The sequence below is a fragment of the Pseudomonas sp. CFBP 5748 genome (genome assembly GCF_053850495.1).
This window is the reverse complement of sequence record NZ_JBSPTN010000016.1, coordinates 89,961-108,082: the sequence shown is the minus strand read 5'-3', so window position 1 is coordinate 108,082 and position 18,122 is coordinate 89,961. Positions and strand designations below refer to the sequence as shown.

Here is an 18,122-nt window from a genome sequence, read left to right as displayed (position 1 = left end):
TCTACCTCAGTTTCAGGGTGGCAAGGCCGACCAGTACCAGAATCACCGTGATGATCCAGAAACGGACGATCACACGCGGCTCCGGCCAGCCCTTGAGTTCAAAGTGGTGGTGAATCGGCGCCATGCGGAATACGCGGCGGCCGGTCAATTTAAAGGAGGCAACCTGAATGACCACTGACAGGGTCTCCATCACGAACACACCGCCCATGATGAACAGGACGATTTCCTGGCGAACGATGACCGCGATGGTGCCCAGGGCCGCGCCCAGCGCCAGTGCGCCGACATCGCCCATGAAGACTTGTGCCGGGTAAGTGTTGAACCAGAGGAAACCCAGGCCGGCACCGATCAACGCACCGCAGAACACAATCAGCTCGCCCGCTCCTGGCACATAAGGAATCAGCAGGTATTCGGCGAATTTCACGTTACCCGACAGGTAGCAGAAGATCCCCAGCGCGCCGCCCACCATCACCGTCGGCATGATCGCCAGGCCGTCGAGGCCATCGGTGAGGTTGACCGCGTTGCTCGAACCGACGATCACCAGGTAGGTCAGCACGATGAAGCCGGCGCCCAACGGAATGCTGTAGTCCTTGAGCATCGGCAGGATCAGGGTGGTTTCCACCGGCGAGGCAGCCGTCATATAAAGGAAGATCGCCGCACCGAGGCCGAACACCGATTGCCAGAAATACTTCCAGCGACTTGGCAGCCCACGGGAGTTTTTCTCGATCACCTTGCGGTAGTCGTCGACCCAACCGATGGCACCGAACAGCAAGGTCACCAGCAGCACGACCCAGACGTAACGGTTCGCCAGGTCGGCCCAGAGCAAAGTACTGATGCCGATGGACGACAGGATCAGTGCACCGCCCATGGTCGGAGTGCCGGATTTGGACAGGTGCGACTGCGGGCCGTCGTTACGCACCGACTGACCGATTTGCAGGTTCTGCAAAGTGCGAATCATCCACGGCCCCAGGAACAGCGACAACGACAGCGCGGTCAGCACACCCAGGATCCCGCGCAGGGTCAGGTACTGAAAGACCGCGAAGCCTTTGTGGAACTGTTGCAGGTACTCCGCTAGCAGCAGCAGCATTAATGTTTCTCCATACGGGTGCCGCACAAAGCCGCGACGATGTTTTCCATCGCTGCGCTGCGTGAGCCCTTGATCAATAAGGTGGTGTTCGGGTCCTGCTCAGCGCCGAGAGCCTGGATCAACTCGGCCTGAGTGGTGAAATGCCGTGCGTGTTCGCCAAACGCGGCGACTGCATGGGCCATCATCGGGCCAACGGCATACAGCGCATCGACCTTGCCGCGCGCATAGGCACCGACGTCGTGATGGCCCTGTTGCGCCCACTCGCCCAGCTCGCCGATATCCCCCAGCACCAGCACGGTACGACCGGAGAAACCGGCAAGGATATCCACCGCCGCACACATGGACGACGGATTGGCGTTATAGGTGTCGTCGATCACGCGCATACCGTTGCTGGCCAGTTGCGCTACGGAGCGCCCCTTGACCGGCTGCACGGCGTTCAGGCCAGCGACGATGCCCGGTAGCGACACGCCCAGCGCATGGCCGGCAGCCGCGGCGGCCAGGGCGTTGGCGACGTTATGGATGCCGAGCAGATTCAACTGGACCCGCTCCGCGCCATCCGGGCTGTGCAGGTTGAAGGCCGGGCACCCTCGGGCATCCCGGTCCAGGTCGCTGGCATAAAAATTCGCGGCGAGGTTGCTCAGGGCGAAGGTCAACACCTTGCGCTCGCCCGCCCGGGCTTTCCAGATTTCAAAAGCCTTGTCGTCGAGATTCAGCACGGCGACGCCATCGGCATCGAGCCCTTCGAGAATCTCGCCCTTGGCCTCGACGATTTTTTCCGGGCCGCCGAACTCACCGACGTGGGCGGTCCCGGCATTGTTGAGGATCGCCACGTGGGGCTTGGTCATGCCCACGGTGTAGGCAATCTCGCCGAGCCGCGAAGCACCCAGTTCGATGACGGCGGCGCTGTGTTCTGGCGCCAGCTCCAGCAGCGTCAGCGGCACGCCGAGGTCGTTGTTCAGGTTGCCCCGGGTCGCCAGCACCGGGCCGCGGGTACGCAGGATGCTGGCAAGCATTTCCTTGACGGTGGTCTTGCCGCTGGAACCGGTAATGGCCGCGACCGGGTTGCCATACGCCGCGCGGTTCAGCGCCCCCAGTTGGCCCAGGGCTTGGCGAGTGTCGCTGACCAGCAACTGCGGCAGCGTACTGTTGGTCACTTCCCGCTCGACCAATGCAGCAACGGCACCTTTGGCGGCGACTTCATTCAGGTAATCGTGGCCGTCGAAACGCGGCCCGGCCAGGGCGACGAACAACTGCCCAGGGGCAATGGCCCGGCTGTCGATGCTGACGCCATCAAAGGTGGCATCCGCAGCAAGCAGGCGCGCATTCAGGGCGTTGGTCAGTTCGCTGAGTTTCAGGGCCTTAAGCATGGGCCACCTCCCACGCGGTCAAGGCATGATCGGCTTCCACCAGATCGGAGAACGCATGGCGCTCGCCGTTGATCTCCTGATAATCCTCATGCCCCTTGCCGGCCAGGACGATGACGTCGTCCGCCGAAGCGCTGGCGATCAACTGAGCGATGGCCTGGCCGCGACCGGCCACGAACGTGACGTTATCCACCGCCGAGAAACCGGCACGGATGTCGTCGAAAATCTGCAATGGGTCTTCGCTGCGCGGATTGTCGTCGGTAACCAGCACGCCATCGGCCAGCCGCTCTACCACCTCGGCCATCAGCGGACGCTTGCCGCGATCGCGATCACCGCCACAGCCGAACAGGCACAACAATTTGCCTTTGGCGTGAGGCCGCAGGGCCATCAAGACTTTTTCCAGGGCATCGGGGGTATGGGCATAGTCGACCACCACCAGCGGTTGCGTACCGCCACCCAAGCGCTGCATGCGACCGGCCGGGCCTTCGAGCTTCGGCAGGACCTTGAGAATTTCATCCAGCGCGTAGTCCAGGCCGAGCAAGGCGCCGATGGCGGCCAATACGTTGCTCAGGTTGAAGCGCCCCAGCAAGGTGCTGCGCAAGTGGTGTTCGCCCTGGGGCGTGACCAGCGTGGCGCGCACGCCTTCGTCATCGAACTGCGCCTGGCGTACATAAAGGTAGGCGCTGGCGTCTTCCAGGCTGTAGGTGATCAACCGCGACTCACGCTTGTCGGCGGCCAACTGCCGGCCAAACTCGTCATCAAGGTTGATGACCCGGCACTTCAAGTCATTCCAGGCAAACAGCTTGGCCTTGGCCTCACCATAGGCCTGCATGGTGCCGTGATAATCCAAGTGATCCCGGGACAGGTTGGTCAGCACCGCGACGTCAAAGGCCAGCGCGGTCACACGACCCTGATCCAGGCCATGGGAAGAAACTTCCATCGCAACGGCCTTGGCACCGGCCTTCTTCAGGTCCGCCAGGGTCGCTTGCACGGCAATCGGGTTCGGCGTGGTGTGCAGGCCACTTTCCAGCGCCCCATGAAAGCCGTTGCCCAAGGTCCCGACGATGCCGCAATGCTGGCCGAGCAGGTCCAGCGCCTGGGCCACCAGTTGGGTCACGCTGGTCTTGCCGTTGGTGCCGGTCACGCCAATCAGGTTCAGGTGACGACTCGGGTCGCCATAGAAGCGTCCGGCGATGTCCGACAATTGTGCCGTCAGCCCCTTGACCGGAATCAGTGGGACATCAGTGATCGGCAGCACGGTTGCGCCTTGCACTTCATAAGCCACGGCAGCCGCGCCGCGCTTCAAGGCGTCGGCAATATGGGAACGGCCATCGAACCGGGCGCCCGGCACCGCCAGGAACAGGTCCCCGGCACGTACATTGCGGCTATCCAGGGCCAGCTCGCGAATCAGTAGATCGTGGCCGGCGTGGGCGAAAATCTTGTTCAGGCTCAGGGACATCAGCCACGCCCTCCTTCGGCTTTCAAGGGTACGACCGGCGCGGTATTCGCCTGCTGGGTCGGCGGCAGGTTATCCGGGGTAATGTTCATCAGGCGCAGGGTGCCGGACATCACTTTGCTGAACACCGGCGCCGAGACCAGACCACCGAAGTAGCCCGCCTTGCTCGGCTCGTCGATGACCACGACGATGGCATAGCGCGGGTCGCTCATCGGGCCGAAACCGGCAAACAGCGAACGGTAGGAATTCTCGGCATAGCCTTTGGTACCCACGGAGGTTTTACGCGCCGTACCCGATTTGCCGGCAACGTGATAGGCCGGCACCTGGGCGCGATAGACGCCACGCGGCGCCTCGATCACCTGTTGCAGCATGCCCTGCATGGTCTTGGCGACGTTCTCCGGGATCACCTGGGTGGTCTGCGGCGCCTTGTCGGTTTTGATCAGCGTCAGCGGCGCGATACGGCCGTTGTTGGCCAGCGCGGAAAACGCGTGGACCAACTGGATCGCCGTCACGGAAACACCGTAGCCGTAAGACAGGGTGGCCGTTTCAGCCTTGCGCCAGTCGCGGTAGTTCGGCAGGTTGCCGACACGCTCGCCCGGGAAGCCCAGGCCGGTGTCCTGGCCGAGACCGATCTTCTGGGCCAGGCGATAAATCGTCTCACCGCCAATATCGAAGGCAATCTTGCTCATGCCCACGTTACTGGAATTGATCAGAATGCCGGTCAGGTCGAGTACCGGGCCTTCGGTCTTGGACACGTCGCGAATGGTGTATTTGCCAATCTGCAGAGTGCCCGGATACACCTCGACGGTGTCGCTCGGTTTCCAACGCCCGGTTTCCAGGGCCGCGGCCATGGACACGGCTTTCATGGTCGAACCCGGTTCGAACACGTCGATCATCGCGCGGTTACGCATCATCGCCGGTTGCAGGTTGCGACGGTTGTTCGGGTTGTAGGTCGGCTGGTTGACCATGGCCAGGATCTCGCCGGTCTTCACGTCCATGATCACCAGGCTGCCGGCCTTCGCGCCGTTCTCGACGATGGCATTGCGCAACTCGCGGTTGGCCAGATATTGCAGGCGCAGATCAATGGACAACGCCAAGGGCTTGCCGGCCTTGGCGTTTTTGGTGACTTGGACATCCTTGATCAGCCTGCCGCGCCGATCCTTGATAACCTGCCGCTTGCCGGCGACCCCGGCGAGCCATTCGTCATAGGCCAGTTCGACACCTTCTCGCCCCCGGTCATCAATGTCGGTGAATCCGACCATGTGGGCCGTGACTTCACCGGCCGGGTAAAACCGCCGGAACTCTTCGATGCCATAGACGCCTGGGACTTTCAGGTCGAGCACGCTCTGGCCTTGCTCGGGCGTCAACCCGCGCACCAGATAGATGAATTCTTTGTTGGCCTGGGCCTCGAGACGCTCGGCCAGGGCCTTGGGATCTTGTCCAAGGGCAGCAGCCAGTGCCGGCCACTTCTCCTTGGCTTGCTGCATTTCCTTGGCGTTCGCCCACAAGGTGGTCACCGGGGTACTCACGGCCAATGGTTCGCCATTGCGATCGGTGATCAGACCACGGTGAGCCGGGATCGGAATATGCCGCACGCTACGGGCATCGCCCTGCCCCTTGAGGAAATCACGATCGACGACCTGCAGGTCGATGATGCGCCAGGAAATGGCCGCCACCATGATCCCGAGCAAACCCAGGACCAAGCGGAACCGCCATGGGAACAGTGCCCCTTCGAGCTTCATCATGGCGTCACCATCTGCACTTCGGCAGCGCCGGGAATACGCATTTTCAGCTGTTCGGTGGCCAAGACCTCAATGCGGCTGTGGGCGGTCCAGGTGCTCTGCTCCAGGATCAACCGGCCCCACTCGGCCTGCGCCTTGTCACGCACGCTCAGCTCGCTGTAAAGATTATTGAGCAACTGCCGGTTCCAGTGCGCGCTATAAGACACGGCAATGGCCGACACGAGCACGCCGATAAACAGCAGCAGCATGAAAAAGCTGCCGCCTGGCAGTGGCTTGGCGAAGAGCTTGCTCACCGCAACTTCTCCGCGACACGCATGACGGCGCTACGGGCGCGCGGGTTGGCCTTGAGTTCAGCTTCGGAGGCGAACTGTGCCTTGCCATGGATCTTGATTTTCGGCACGAAGGCTTCGAAACGCACCGGCAGGTTGCGCGGCAGGTTATCGGCTTCGCCCTTGGTGAGTTTGCGCATGAACAGTTTGACGATACGGTCTTCCAGGGAATGGAAGCTGATCACCACCAGTCGCCCGCCGATCTCAAGCGCTTCAAGGGCGGCTTCAAGACCGGCCTCAAGATCGCCCAACTCGTTATTGACATGGATGCGCAACCCCTGGAAAGCGCGGGTCGCCGGGTTCTTGCCCTTCTCCCAGGCCGGGTTGGCGACTTTCAGCACTTCGGCCAGATCGCCGGTGCGCTCGAACGGCTTGATATCGCGACGCTCGACCACGGCGCGCGCCATGCGACCGGAGAAGCGCTCTTCGCCGTATTCTTTAAAGACGCGGGCGATTTCTTCCACCGCAGCGGTGTTGACGAACTCAGCGGCGCTGATGCCCCGGGACGGGTCCATGCGCATGTCCAGCGGGCCGTCATTGAGAAAACTGAAGCCGCGCTCCGGATCGTCCAACTGAGGAGAAGACACACCCAGGTCGAGCAGCACGCCACTGACCTTGCCGGCCAGGCCACGCCCGGCGACTTCCGAACCCAACTCGGCAAAGCTGCGCTGCACAACGACAAAGCGGCCGTCTTCGGCCGCCAGCGCTTGCCCGGTGGCAATCGCTTGAGGATCCTTGTCGAATCCCAGCAGCCGTCCATCCGGACCGAGCTGGCTAAGAATCAGCCGGCTGTGCCCGCCACGCCCGAACGTGCCGTCCAGATAGCAGCCATCAGGACGTACGGCGAGCGCCTCGACGGCCTCGTCCAGCAGTACGGTGATGTGGTTAAAGCCGCTATCAATAGTCACAGGATCAAGTCACGCAGTTCATCAGGCATGGCGCCCGGTTGTTGAATAGCAGCGAGGTCAGCGGCAGAAACCGCATTCCAGGCATCTTCGTCCCACAGTTGGAACTTGTTCAGTTGGCCCACCAGCATCGCGCGCTTGTCCAGCTTGGCGTACTCGCGCAGACGCGGTGGAACCAGAAAACGACCGCTGCCATCGAGTTCGAGGTCGACGGCATTACCGATCAGCAAGCGTTGCAGGCGGCGGTTTTCTTCTCGCAGCGAAGGCAGTGCGCGCAGTTTGGTTTCGATGATTTCCCATTCATCAAGGGGGTAAACACACAAACATGGATCAACGGCGTCGATCGTGACGATTAACTGCCCGGAACTTCGCGAAACGAGCTCGTCACGATACCGGCTTGGCATGGCGAGCCGGCCTTTTGCATCGAGACTGATAGCGTTAGCTCCGCGAAACACGTCTGCGTTTCTCCACTTTTTGGCGTTATACGTTCAAAAAAACCCACTTCATGCCACTTTCCGCCACTTGCGCACACTATAGGAATGCGCCCACCGCACCGTCAAGGCGCGGATTGAAGGAAAAGCCTTATAGATCGGAGATTTAGGAGCGTTTCAGGAGGGGTAACAAGAATCTGACGTAGGAATTTTCACCTCAACCCGAATAGGCACAGGAGGCTGCGCGCATAAGTTAAAGTGATTTATTAAGAGTAAGATTTTTTTGGTCTTAGGAACTGCGTCTGCCAGTGATTCCGGCAGGGAGGGAAAAGGTGGAGAGTCGATCTGTAAGCCGGGTTCTGTCTTGAACAGTCATTCGTCTACGATGGCCATCACTGGACATCTTTAGCAACCTACCCGGTCCCAGCGCGGGCCACGCCTTGGGACCCTATTTGGTCTTGCTCCAAGTGGGGTTTACCTAGCCACGAACTGTTGCCAGACGTGCGGTGCGCTCTTACCGCACCTTTTCACCCTTACCGGCGCCGAAACGCTTAGGCGGTTATTTTCTGTGGCACTTTCCGTAGGCTCACGCCTCCCAGGCATTACCTGGCACTTCGCCCTATGGAGCCCGGACTTTCCTCCCCCCCCTAATTTTCATAGAGGGCAGCGACTGTCCGATCGACTCTCCGCCGCGAAGGTTAACGGTAGAGCGCCTGAAGAACAAGCGCTAAAAGCCTTTGGCCAGCCCCATCCCCCGGTTTCACTGGTCCTTCTGTTTTTCCAGCGCGACCTGATACAGCACGTTCTTGCGCTCGCCAGTGATCTGCGCGGCGAGGGCGGCGGCACGCTTGAGGGGCATTTCCTCAAGCAGCAGGTTCAGGATGCGCAGCGCTTCGCTGCTAACGGCCTCTTCACTTTCCGGCGCGGTCCAACCAGCCACCAGCACCACGCATTCGCCGCGCTGCTGATTGCTATCGTTTTCGACAAACGCCCGCAGCTCGGCCAACGGCAGCCCCTTGAGGGTTTCGAAAGTTTTGGTCAGCTCACGAGCCAGCAGCGCCGGACGCTCGGCACCGAACACCAGCTCCATGTCTTGCAGGCATTCAAGGATGCGGTGCGGCGCTTCATAAAAGATCAGCGTGCGCGGCTCTTCCTTTATGGCCTCAAGACGCGCTCGCCGCCCCACCGCCTTGGCCGGCAGGAATCCCTCGAAGATGAAACGGTCCGACGGCAAGCCGGCCGCCGACAGCGCTGCGATCAATGCACAGGCCCCCGGCACTGGCACCACGCTGATACCGGCCGCCCGGGCCTGGCGCACCAGGTGATAGCCGGGATCGGAAATCAACGGTGTACCCGCGTCGGAAATCAGCGCCACGTTATCGCCCGCCAGCAGACGGGTGATGAAGCGACTGCCTTCGTCCCGCTCGTTGTGTTCGTGACAGGCCGCCAAAGGCGTGGAGATACCAAAATGCTGCAACAGCCGCTGGGAGTGGCGCGTGTCTTCGGCCGCAATGAGGGCGACCTCCTGCAGAATCTTCAGCGCCCGGGCACTGATATCGTCCAGGTTGCCGATGGGTGTCGCCACCACATAAAGCGAGCCGGCAGCGGAATTCAAAGCACCTGGAGCAGTCAAGACACACACCTCATGATCGGTAAAAACCGCCATTGTAACGCGTAGCGGCGGTCTCGGCTGCGCAGGTAGGAGCTGACGAGCGAAGCGAGGCTGCGATCTTCCCCCCGACACTTGAATCTCAAGCGAAAGATCAAAAGATCAAAAGATCGCAGGCTGCGCCAGCGCCTACAGAGCCCAGCGGGAGCAAGCGCCCTCGCCACAAAGGGTCAATACCTCGTCTTTTTTGCTGCGCCGCACTCTTTGAAATACCTAAATTGATCGATTCACGCCACTAACATCGCGCCCCGGCCAGTGCTTGGGTACAATTCGAGGCTAATTTGATCTCGTATCAGGAACACTTACATGATCGCTTGCCTGCGGCTGCTTTCCGCCCTCTGCCTCGCTGCCCTCCTGGCGGCTTGCGCCAGCTCGCCCTCGTCCAGCCTTGGCGAACTTCCCCGGACCCCAGATGCCAGTATCGAGCAGTTGCTCGAACAGGCCGCCCAAAGTAAAACACCGGAAAAAGCCGCCCTTTTGCGCCTGAGCGCAGCAGACCTGGCCTACCGTCAAGGGAATGCCGGCCAGTCCGCGCAGATCCTGCAACAAGTGCCTATGGAGCAACTCAAGCCCGGCCAGCAGATTTTCGCCAGCACGCTGTCGGCGGAACTGGCGATGACCCGCAATCAGCCCAAGGCCGCGCTGACCGCCCTTAGCCACCCGAGCCTGCAACACCTGAGCGAAATGCCGGTAGAGCAACAGGTGCGAACTGGCACCATCCGCGCCCGCGCCCTGGAGGCCGATGGCCAGACCCTGGCGGCTGCCAAGGAGCGCATCTTTATCGCGCCACTGCTGGAGAACGAAGCGGCAGCGAAAAACCACGAAGCGATCTGGACATTGATCGCCTCGCTGCCCACCGACCAACTGCAGCCGACCACCACCGACGACCTCGGCGGCTGGTTGAGCCTGGCCAAGGCAGTGAAAACCGCCGGCACCCTGGAGCAGCAACAGGCCGCTATCGACAGCTGGCGCGAACAGAACCCGAAGCACCCGGCGGCCCTTCAACTGCCGACACCGCTGGTCAAGCTCAAGGCGCTGGCAAGCCAGCCGCTGAGCAAGATCGCCCTGCTGCTGCCACAAAGTGGTCCGCTGACCACTGTCGCCAAAGCCCTGCGCGAAGGCTTCATGGCTGCGCACTACCAGGCTCAACAGGCTGGGCAGAAACCGCCGAGCATTCAGTTCTACGACAGTGCCAGCCTGACCTCCATGGACGAGTTCTATCGCAAGGCCCAGGCTGACGGCGTGCAACTGGTCGTCGGCCCGCTGGAAAAACCACTGGTCAAACAGATCAGCGCCCGCCCTCAGCTGCCGATCACCACCCTGGCGCTGAACTACAGCGAAGGCGAACAAGGCCCACCCCAACTGTTCCAGTTCGGCCTGGCTCCCGAGGATGAAGCTCGCGAAGTCTCCCGCCGTGCCCGTGCCGATGGCCTGCATCGCGCCGCTGTCATGGTACCGAAGGGTGAATGGGGCGATCGCGTACTGAAAGCCTTCAGCCAGGACTGGCAGGCCAACGGCGGTACCATCATCGCCATTGAACGGGTTGACCAACCGGTGCAACTGGCCCAGCAGATCGCCGACATGTTCCAACTGCGCCAGAGCGAAGGTCGCGCCAAGAACCTGCAAAACACCGTCGGTGCCACGGTCGCGGCCCAGCCGTCCCGCCGCCAGGACATCGAGTTCATCTTCCTGGCGTCGACTCCGCAACAGGCGCAGCAGATCAAGCCGACCCTGAACTTCCAGTACGCCGGCGACGTGCCGGTCTATGCGACTTCCCAGGTGTTCAGCGCCAGCGGCGACCAGAACCAGTACAACGACATGAACGGCATTCGCTTCTGCGAAACCCCCTGGTTGCTCGATGCCAACGACCCGCTGCGCCAGCAGGTCACCGCTCAGTGGCCCCAGGCGGGCGGCAGCATAGGCCGGTTGTACGCAATGGGGGCGGACGCCTATCGCCTGGCACCGCGCCTGGGCCAGCTCAAGACCTTGCCGGACAGCCGCATCGAAGGCCTGTCAGGCAGCCTGGCAGTGTCTCCCTCCCAACGCGTGCAACGTCAATTACCCTGGGCTGAATTCGTCAACGGCCAGGTACAACGCCTGCCGGACACCCAGCGCTGATGCCTGACCGGTCACGCCAGCAAAGCGGACGAGATGCCGAGGGCCAGGCCCTCGCGCATCTTCAACAACAAGGTCTGCGCCTGCTGGCGCAGAACTGGTTATGCAAACGCGGCGAGCTTGATCTGGTCATGCTTGACGGCGATACAGTAGTATTCGTCGAAGTCCGCTACAGAAAAAACACCCAATGGGGCGGTGCGCTCGACAGCATCGACGGGCGCAAGCGCCAGAAGCTGATTTTCGCCGCGCAGTATTTTCTGCAAAGGGAGTCTCGCTGGGCCGATCATCCTTGCCGTTTCGACGTCGTTGCCATCGACAGCAACGCCGATCAGTTGAACTGGCTACAGAACGCCTTCGACAGCTGAATATCCATGCCGAGCCGGACACCTTCACTTAACTTTTTTGCTCTTTGCTTTGCGGGCCGCACATGTTTGTGCCGATGAGCCGCGCTACTTAAGGTCACACAGATGGACATGCAATCGCGAATTCGCCAGCTTTTTCAGGCCAGTATCGACACCAAGCAACAGGCGATGGACGTACTTGCACCGCACATCGAGCAAGCCAGCCAAGTGATGGTCAACGCCCTGCTCAACGAAGGCAAAATGCTTTCGTGTGGCAACGGCGGCTCTGCCGGCGACGCCCAGCACTTCTCGTCGGAGCTGCTCAACCGCTTCGAACGCGAGCGTCCGAGCCTGCCGGCCATCGCGCTGACCACCGACAGCTCGACGATCACCTCGATCGCCAACGACTACAGCTACAACGAAATATTCTCCAAACAGATCCGCGCCCTGGGCCAACCCGGCGACGTGCTGCTGGCGATTTCCACCAGCGGTAACTCAGCCAATATTATTCAAGCGATCCAGGCCGCACATGATCGCGAAATGATTGTCGTAGCATTGACCGGTCGTGACGGCGGCGGCATGGCGTCACTGTTGTTGCCTGAAGACGTCGAGATCCGCGTACCGGCCAATGTCACTGCACGTATTCAGGAAGTCCACCTGCTGGCGATCCACTGCCTTTGCGACTTGATCGACAGCCAACTGTTCGGGAGTGAAGAATGACCCCTAATCGCCTAGGCCTTCTGGCCCTGACCCTATGCCTCGGCATCAGCGGCTGCACATCGGTGGTTAACGCCAGCCGGGAAAAGCCGATTGAAGATGACCGCGGCACCCGCACCTTCGGCAGCAAGATCGATGATTCCCTGATCGAAACCAAAGTGGGAGTGAACATCGCCAAGGCCGACCCGGACCTGGACAACAATTCGCACATCGTCGTTACCAGCTTCAACGGTGTTGTATTGCTGGCCGGCCAGACCCCACGCGCCGACCTCAAGGCCAAGGCCGAACAGGAAGCCAGCGCGGTGCAACGGGTCAAGACCGTGCATAACGAACTGCAAGTGCTGTCACCCTCCTCGCTGCTGGCACGCCAGAACGACGCGTGGCTGACGACCAAGATCAAAACTCAGATGCTCACCGACGCCAGTATTCCTGGTTCGCGCATCAAGGTTGTGACTGAGAATGGCATTGTCTATCTGCTGGGCTTGTTGACCAAGAAAGAGGCCGCGCAGGCGACCAATCTGGTGCAGGGTGTGTCCGGGGTGCAGAAAATCGTCAAGTTGTTTGAGTACATTGACTGATACTTCAGTTGTCCAAGAAAAACGGCGCTTCTTCAGAGATGGAAAGCGCCGTTTTTTTTGGCTTCGTTTTTTTTGGGGGGGGGAGTTTGATCGGTGTGTATATCCGTTGCTGCGGTAACGGCGGCGTAGGGTTCCGCCCTTACGGCGGGTCACTTTCGAAGAGCGCGAAAGTAACCAAAGCGCTTTTGCCCCACCACTCGGTGTGTCCGGTCCGTACACGCTTCTCAAAAGTGAGCCGCTGTAAGAGCGGAACCATAAGCCGCCGCTACCGCAGCAACGGACATACACACCGACTAAACAGCAAAAAAATGCCCGCATCTCACGACACAGGCATTTTCCTAACCAGGCTGCCAGGCCTTCACCCAGTCCATGACTGAATAGCCTTTAGCACAGCCCGCTATTTCACCACTTTCAGACTAGGCCGCCCGCTAGGACGTGGCGGCTCGTCATCCGGTGGCGGCAGATCATCATCCGGCTCGAGCTCCTCTTCGCCATCCAGCGGCGCCTCCAGCTCAAACACCATGCCCTGACCGTTCTCCCGGGCATAAATCCCCAGGATCGAAGCGATAGGCACGTACAAGGTGTGTGGCACACCACCGAAGCGCCCTTCGAAGCTGACAGCGTCGTTATCCATGTGCAGGTGACGCACGGCGGCCGGCGATACGTTCAGGACAATCTGCCCGTCGTTGGCAAAGCCCTGCGGCACCTGCACCGACGGATACTCGGCATTGACCAGCATGTGCGGGGTGCAATCGTTGTCCACAATCCACTCATAGAGCGCGCGGACCAGATAAGGTCGACTGGAGTTCATAGCGGCTCCCTAAGCCTTAGCGCATGTCGCGTTCGACGCCAGACAGACTCGCCTGGAAAGCCTCACGCGCAAATTGGCGCTCCATATAATCAAGCAGCGGCTTGGCAGGCCGCGGCAGTTCGATACCCAGAATCGGCAAACGCCAGAGTATTGGCAATAGGCAGCAATCCACCAGACTTTGTTCCTCACTGAGGAAGAACGGTTTGTCGACGAACAGCGGCGATACGCCAGTCAGGCTTTCACGCAACTCTTTACGCGCAACCACCCGCGCCGGTTCCTTGGTTCGTGAATCCAGGATCAGATCCACCAGCCCGCACCAGTCACGCTGGATGCGATGGATCAGCAGACGGCTGTTGGCGCGCGCGACAGGGTACACCGGCAGCAAAGGCGGATGCGGATAACGCTCATCCAGGTATTCCATCACCACGGTCGACTCCCACAATGCCAGGTCACGATCGACCAGTGTGGGCAGACTGCCATAAGGGTTCACTTCGATCAGCTTCGGCGGCTGACGGCCCGCTTCCACGTAAATGATCTCGGCGCTGACACCCTTCTCTGCCAGTACGATGCGTACCCGGTGGGAATAGTGGTCGGCGGGGTCGGAGTAACAGGCCAACCGATTGGTCACGCCCATGGCGATCCTCCTCGCTTGTTGAAATTATCGAAAAACGGAAAAACGAGCGCGCCCAAAGGGCGCCTCCCGTAACACCTGGCTGACCAGGCTCGTTACACTTTCAGAGACGCCCTTGGGCGCGCACGATTAACAGCAACGGATTACAGCTTTATCAATGCACGTCTTTCCAGTATTCGCGCTTAAGCAGGTAAGCGAATACGAAGAAGAACGCCAGGTACAGCAATACATACGTACCGATGCGCTGATGCTCCAGCTTCACCGGGTTGGCCGAGTAGGCCAGGAAGGTCACCAGATTCTTGACCTTCTCATCGAACTGCTCTGGGGTCAGGCTACCAGTGTTCGGCAACACGGTCAGTTGGTCGCAGGCTTCATGGGTCAAAGCGGTGCCAGTCAACGGGTCATATTGCTTCTTGCCGTCCTCGACGATTTGCACCTGCTTGCAGCCTACCACCTGGCGCCCCTGCAGGCCGACCAGAACGTTCGGCATGCCGACGTTCGGGAAGACCTTGTTGTTCACGCCCCATGGACGCGCAGGATCTTCATAGAACGAACGCAGGTAGCCGTAGAGCCAGTCGGTACCGCGCACGCGCGCCACCAGGGTCAGGTCCGGCGGTGCAGCGCCAAACCAGGTCTTGGCGTCTGCCGGTTGCATGCCGATGCTCATGTGGTCGCCCAGCTTGGCACCGGTGAACACCAGCTTCTCGAGCATCAGCTCATGAGGAATGCCCAAGTCATCGGCTACGCGCTCGTAACGCTGGAACTTGGCACTGTGGCAACCCATGCAGTAGTTGGCGAACGTACGCGCACCGTCCTGCATGGCCGCTTTGTCAGAAACGTCGATATCGACTTTTTCCAACTCCGGACCACCGGATGCGGACGCAAAGGACAAAACAGGCATAGCAGCAAGAATCAGTGCAGAAAATAGCTTTTTCATCAGCCAGTCACCCTTTCCGGAACCGGTTTGGTCTTCTCGAGCCTGGTGTAGAACGGCATCAGAATGAAGTAGGCGAAGTACAAGAAGGTGCAGACCTGCGACAGCAGCGTCCGGCCCGGGGTCGGAGCGAGTACGCCCAGCACGCCGAGGATCACGAACGAGATGCAGAACACCACCAGCCAGATCTTGCTCAGCCAGCCTTTGTAGCGCATCGACTTGACGGGGCTGCGGTCCAGCCACGGCAGGACGAACAGCACGGCGATGGCCGCGCCCATGGCGATGACGCCCAGCAGCTTGTCCGGAATCGCCCGCAGAATCGCGTAGAACGGCGTGAAGTACCAGACCGGGGCAATGTGCTCAGGGGTCTTGAAGGCGTTCGCCTGCTCGAAGTTCGGTTTCTCGAGGAAATAACCACCCATTTCCGGGAAGAAGAACACGATGGAGCAGAAGATGAACAGGAAGACCACCACGCCGACGATATCTTTCACGGTGTAGTACGGGTGGAAGGCGATGCCATCCAGCGGTACGCCGTTCTCATCCTTGTGCTTCTTGATGTCCACGCCGTCCGGGTTGTTCGAGCCGACTTCGTGCAGCGCCAGGATGTGCAGCACCACCAGACCGAGGATCACGATCGGCAGGGCCACGACATGCAGGGCGAAGAAGCGGTTCAGGGTAATGCCGGAGATCAGGTAGTCACCACGGATCCATTGGGTCAGGTCATCACCGATGACCGGGATCGCACCGAACAGCGAGATGATCACCTGGGCACCCCAGTAGGACATCTGGCCCCATGGCAGCAGGTAGCCCATGAAGGCCTCAGCCATCAGCGCCAGGTAGATCAGCATGCCAAAGACCCACACCAACTCACGCGGTTTCTGGTACGAACCGTAGAGCAGGCCACGGAACATGTGCAGGTAGACCACGATGAAGAACGCCGAAGCGCCGGTGGAGTGCAGCAGACGCAGGATCGAGCCGTACTCGACGTCGCGCATGATGTATTCGACGGAAGCAAACGCCTCTTCCGCCGAAGGGGTGTAGCTCATGGTCAGCCAGACACCGGTAACGATCTGGTTGACCAGAACGAGCAAGGCCAGGGAGCCAAAGAAGTAGAAGAAGTTGAAGTTTTTTGGAGCGTAGTACTTGCTGAGATGGTCTTCCCACATTTTGGTCGCGGGAAAGCGCGCATCAACCCAATCCATGAATTTGCTCATCACGCTTTCTCCGTATCGACGCCGATGACAATGATGTCGTCGGTCTCATAGGAATGCGGGGGAACTGGCAGGTTCAGAGGTGCAGGCTGTGATTTGTAGACGCGACCCGCCAGGTCGTAGTGGGAGCCGTGGCAAGGGCAGAAATAACCACCGACCCAGTCCTTGCCCAGATCGGCAGGGGCCACTTCAGGACGGAACGTTGGTGAGCAACCCAGGTGCGTGCAGATCCCGATCAGCAGCAGGACTTCTGGCTTGATCGAACGCGTCTCCGGATCGACATAGGTCGGTTGCGTGGAGTTCTTGGAGGTAGGGTCAGACAGCTGGCCCTCGATCTTTTTCAGATTCCCCAGGATTTCCTCGGTACGGCGGACGATGAACACCGGCTGACCACGCCATTCAGCAATCATCTGCTGGCCTGGCTCGATCTTGCTGACATTCACTTTCACCGGTGCACCTGCAGCTTTCGCCTTGGCACTGGGAAACCATGACCCCACGAACGGGACCGCAGCCCCCACCGCTCCTGCAGCACCCACCACGGATGTGGCTGCTACCAGGAAGCGACGCCGGCCTGCATTCACGCCGTCATTGCTCATTCAGTCCTCTCCCATCAGCTTTGTGGCCTGTTAAATCAGGCGTCTACTAAGTAAAAATCTGAACTTATAAAAATTTTGCCGAATGGTAATGAAAAGCCCCAATATTGACAAGGTAATTACCAAGCGGCCAAACCGCCAAGCCTTGTAGTATAGGGCCTCTACGGATGTGGCAAGTTGTCACAGGATAAATATTTCGCCCATAAAAAAACGCCCAGCTCCGTAAGGAACTGGGCGCTTTTTGAACGCAAAAGCGAATTAACGCTTCGAGTACTGCGGACGCTTACGCGCTTTACGCAGACCGACTTTCTTACGTTCAACTTCGCGAGCATCGCGAGTTACGAAGCCGGCTTTGCGCAGAGCACCGCGCAGAGTTTCGTCGTAATCCATCAGGGCGCGAGTGATGCCGTGGCGGATTGCGCCAGCTTGACCACTTACACCACCACCGATAACAGTGACGTAGATGTCGAATTTTTCGACGGTCTCGGTCAGTTCCAGCGGCTGACGAACTACCATGCGGGCAGTTTCGCGGCCGAAGAAGTTATCCAGGGAGCGGTTGTTGATGGAGATGTTACCAGTACCCGGACGCAGGAAAACGCGTGCGGTTGCAGTCTTGCGACGGCCAGTGCCGTAATTTTGAGTCGCCGACATAATGAACTATTCCGTTAAAACTTCAGTTCTTGGGGCTGCTGAGCAGTATGAGGGTGAGCAGCGCCCGCATAAACCTTCAGCTTACGATACATGTCGCGACCCAGTGGGTTTTTAGGCAGCATGCCTTTAACCGCGGTCTCGATCACGCGCTCAGGGGCTTTGGCGATCAGCTTTTCGAAGTTGATCGACTTGATGCCGCCAGGAAAACCGGAGTGGGAGTAGTACATTTTGTCAGTGGTTTTAGCGCCAGTAACACGTACTTGCTCAGCATTGATCACGACGATGTAGTCACCGGTGTCAACGTGAGGGGTGTACTCAGGCTTGTGCTTGCCACGCAGACGGCTCGCGATTTCGGTGGCCAGACGACCCAGGGTCTGACCAGCAGCGTCGACGACAAACCAGTCGCGCTTTACTGTTTCCGGTTTAGCAGTAAAAGTTTTCATTCTTTATAGCCTCAGGGGCCGCCCTGTAAATTAGACGGCGGATCTTACTGAATAGTGCGTACTTTGACAAGTCAAAGGCAGCCGGATACAGACGCTTTCGGGGGCTCGGGTCGGCGC

The 18,122-nt window shown here is 59.8% G+C and carries 19 protein-coding genes and 1 other RNA gene; 4 read left to right on the top strand and 16 right to left on the bottom strand.

Going from position 1 to position 18,122, the window contains the following annotated elements:
- Position 1: 1 nt before the first annotated feature.
- The 9 genes from mraY to rsmI form a co-directional block, all read right to left on the bottom strand.
- The gene (mraY, locus tag ACWNZ1_RS26455; RefSeq protein ID WP_014340067.1) at positions 2-1,084 is read right to left on the bottom strand and encodes a phospho-N-acetylmuramoyl-pentapeptide-transferase; all 1,083 of its coding nucleotides are present in this window, start codon (positions 1,082-1,084) and stop codon (positions 2-4) included.
- The gene (locus tag ACWNZ1_RS26450) at positions 1,084-2,451 is read right to left on the bottom strand and encodes a UDP-N-acetylmuramoyl-tripeptide--D-alanyl-D-alanine ligase (RefSeq protein ID WP_135847089.1); all 1,368 of its coding nucleotides are present in this window, start codon (positions 2,449-2,451) and stop codon (positions 1,084-1,086) included. Before ACWNZ1_RS26450 ends, mraY begins: the two co-directional genes overlap by 1 nt.
- Positions 2,444-3,907, bottom strand: coding sequence for a UDP-N-acetylmuramoyl-L-alanyl-D-glutamate--2,6-diaminopimelate ligase (locus tag ACWNZ1_RS26445; RefSeq protein WP_135847090.1), 1,464 nt, complete (start codon positions 3,905-3,907; stop codon positions 2,444-2,446). The genes ACWNZ1_RS26450 and ACWNZ1_RS26445 overlap by 8 nt, the downstream gene beginning before the upstream one ends.
- Positions 3,907-5,646 carry a peptidoglycan D,D-transpeptidase FtsI family protein gene (locus ACWNZ1_RS26440; protein WP_178084335.1) on the bottom strand — a complete coding sequence of 580 codons (1,740 nt, stop codon included), beginning with the start codon at positions 5,644-5,646 and terminating at the stop codon, positions 3,907-3,909. The genes ACWNZ1_RS26445 and ACWNZ1_RS26440 overlap by 1 nt, the downstream gene beginning before the upstream one ends.
- A complete protein-coding gene (gene ftsL, locus ACWNZ1_RS26435; protein ID WP_122567011.1) occupies positions 5,646-5,939 on the bottom strand; it encodes a cell division protein FtsL in 294 nt (97 codons plus the stop codon). Before ftsL ends, ACWNZ1_RS26440 begins: the two co-directional genes overlap by 1 nt.
- Positions 5,936-6,883, bottom strand: a complete 948-nt coding sequence (gene rsmH / locus ACWNZ1_RS26430; protein ID WP_406550149.1) for a 16S rRNA (cytosine(1402)-N(4))-methyltransferase RsmH — start codon at positions 6,881-6,883, stop codon at positions 5,936-5,938. Before rsmH ends, ftsL begins: the two co-directional genes overlap by 4 nt.
- Positions 6,880-7,335, bottom strand: coding sequence for a division/cell wall cluster transcriptional repressor MraZ (gene mraZ, locus ACWNZ1_RS26425; RefSeq protein ID WP_003205355.1), 456 nt, complete (start codon positions 7,333-7,335; stop codon positions 6,880-6,882). Before mraZ ends, rsmH begins: the two co-directional genes overlap by 4 nt.
- A gap of 308 nt (positions 7,336-7,643) precedes the next feature.
- Positions 7,644-7,997: RNase P RNA component class A (rnpB, locus tag ACWNZ1_RS26420), an RNA gene on the bottom strand.
- A gap of 74 nt (positions 7,998-8,071) precedes the next feature.
- A complete protein-coding gene (gene rsmI / locus ACWNZ1_RS26415; protein ID WP_135847092.1) occupies positions 8,072-8,977 on the bottom strand; it encodes a 16S rRNA (cytidine(1402)-2'-O)-methyltransferase in 906 nt (301 codons plus the stop codon).
- A gap of 309 nt (positions 8,978-9,286) precedes the next feature.
- Between rsmI and ACWNZ1_RS26410 the strand changes: the two genes are divergently transcribed.
- The 4 genes from ACWNZ1_RS26410 (at position 9,287) to ACWNZ1_RS26395 (ending at position 12,731) form a co-directional block, all read left to right on the top strand.
- Positions 9,287-11,098: a penicillin-binding protein activator gene (locus ACWNZ1_RS26410; protein WP_456027972.1), complete on the top strand. Its 1,812-nt coding sequence runs from the start codon at positions 9,287-9,289 to the stop codon at positions 11,096-11,098.
- Complete coding sequence (locus tag ACWNZ1_RS26405; protein ID WP_135847094.1) at positions 11,098-11,460, top strand: YraN family protein; 363 nt, start codon at positions 11,098-11,100, stop codon at positions 11,458-11,460. Before ACWNZ1_RS26410 ends, ACWNZ1_RS26405 begins: the two co-directional genes overlap by 1 nt.
- Before the next feature lie 102 nt (positions 11,461-11,562).
- The gene (locus ACWNZ1_RS26400; RefSeq protein ID WP_007904374.1) at positions 11,563-12,156 is read left to right on the top strand and encodes a phosphoheptose isomerase; all 594 of its coding nucleotides are present in this window, start codon (positions 11,563-11,565) and stop codon (positions 12,154-12,156) included.
- Entirely contained in the window at positions 12,153-12,731 is a 579-nt protein-coding gene (locus ACWNZ1_RS26395) for a BON domain-containing protein (protein WP_135847095.1), read from the top strand. Before ACWNZ1_RS26400 ends, ACWNZ1_RS26395 begins: the two co-directional genes overlap by 4 nt.
- A 397-nt stretch (positions 12,732-13,128) precedes the next feature.
- Here ACWNZ1_RS26395 and ACWNZ1_RS26390 read toward each other — a convergent pair whose 3' ends face one another.
- The 7 genes from ACWNZ1_RS26390 to rplM all read right to left on the bottom strand — a co-directional run bounded on the left by ACWNZ1_RS26390 (position 13,129) and on the right by rplM (position 18,005).
- Entirely contained in the window at positions 13,129-13,542 is a 414-nt protein-coding gene (locus ACWNZ1_RS26390) for a ClpXP protease specificity-enhancing factor (protein ID WP_135847096.1), read from the bottom strand.
- A 16-nt stretch (positions 13,543-13,558) separates the two neighbouring features.
- Entirely contained in the window at positions 13,559-14,176 is a 618-nt protein-coding gene (locus ACWNZ1_RS26385) for a glutathione S-transferase N-terminal domain-containing protein (RefSeq protein WP_003178195.1), read from the bottom strand.
- 151 nt (positions 14,177-14,327) lie between these two features.
- Positions 14,328-15,110 carry a cytochrome c1 gene (locus ACWNZ1_RS26380; protein WP_135847097.1) on the bottom strand — a complete coding sequence of 261 codons (783 nt, stop codon included), beginning with the start codon at positions 15,108-15,110 and terminating at the stop codon, positions 14,328-14,330.
- Complete coding sequence (locus ACWNZ1_RS26375; protein WP_046063607.1) at positions 15,110-16,321, bottom strand: cytochrome b; 1,212 nt, start codon at positions 16,319-16,321, stop codon at positions 15,110-15,112. Before ACWNZ1_RS26375 ends, ACWNZ1_RS26380 begins: the two co-directional genes overlap by 1 nt.
- Positions 16,321-16,914 (bottom strand): ubiquinol-cytochrome c reductase iron-sulfur subunit, encoded by a 594-nt coding sequence (gene petA / locus ACWNZ1_RS26370; protein WP_007905300.1) that lies wholly within the window; start codon positions 16,912-16,914, stop codon positions 16,321-16,323. Before petA ends, ACWNZ1_RS26375 begins: the two co-directional genes overlap by 1 nt.
- Before the next feature lie 255 nt (positions 16,915-17,169).
- Positions 17,170-17,562, bottom strand: a complete 393-nt coding sequence (gene rpsI / locus ACWNZ1_RS26365; RefSeq protein WP_003205364.1) for a 30S ribosomal protein S9 — start codon at positions 17,560-17,562, stop codon at positions 17,170-17,172.
- 14 nt (positions 17,563-17,576) lie between these two features.
- Complete coding sequence (gene rplM / locus ACWNZ1_RS26360; RefSeq protein WP_003205365.1) at positions 17,577-18,005, bottom strand: 50S ribosomal protein L13; 429 nt, start codon at positions 18,003-18,005, stop codon at positions 17,577-17,579.
- Positions 18,006-18,122 lie beyond the last annotated feature (117 nt).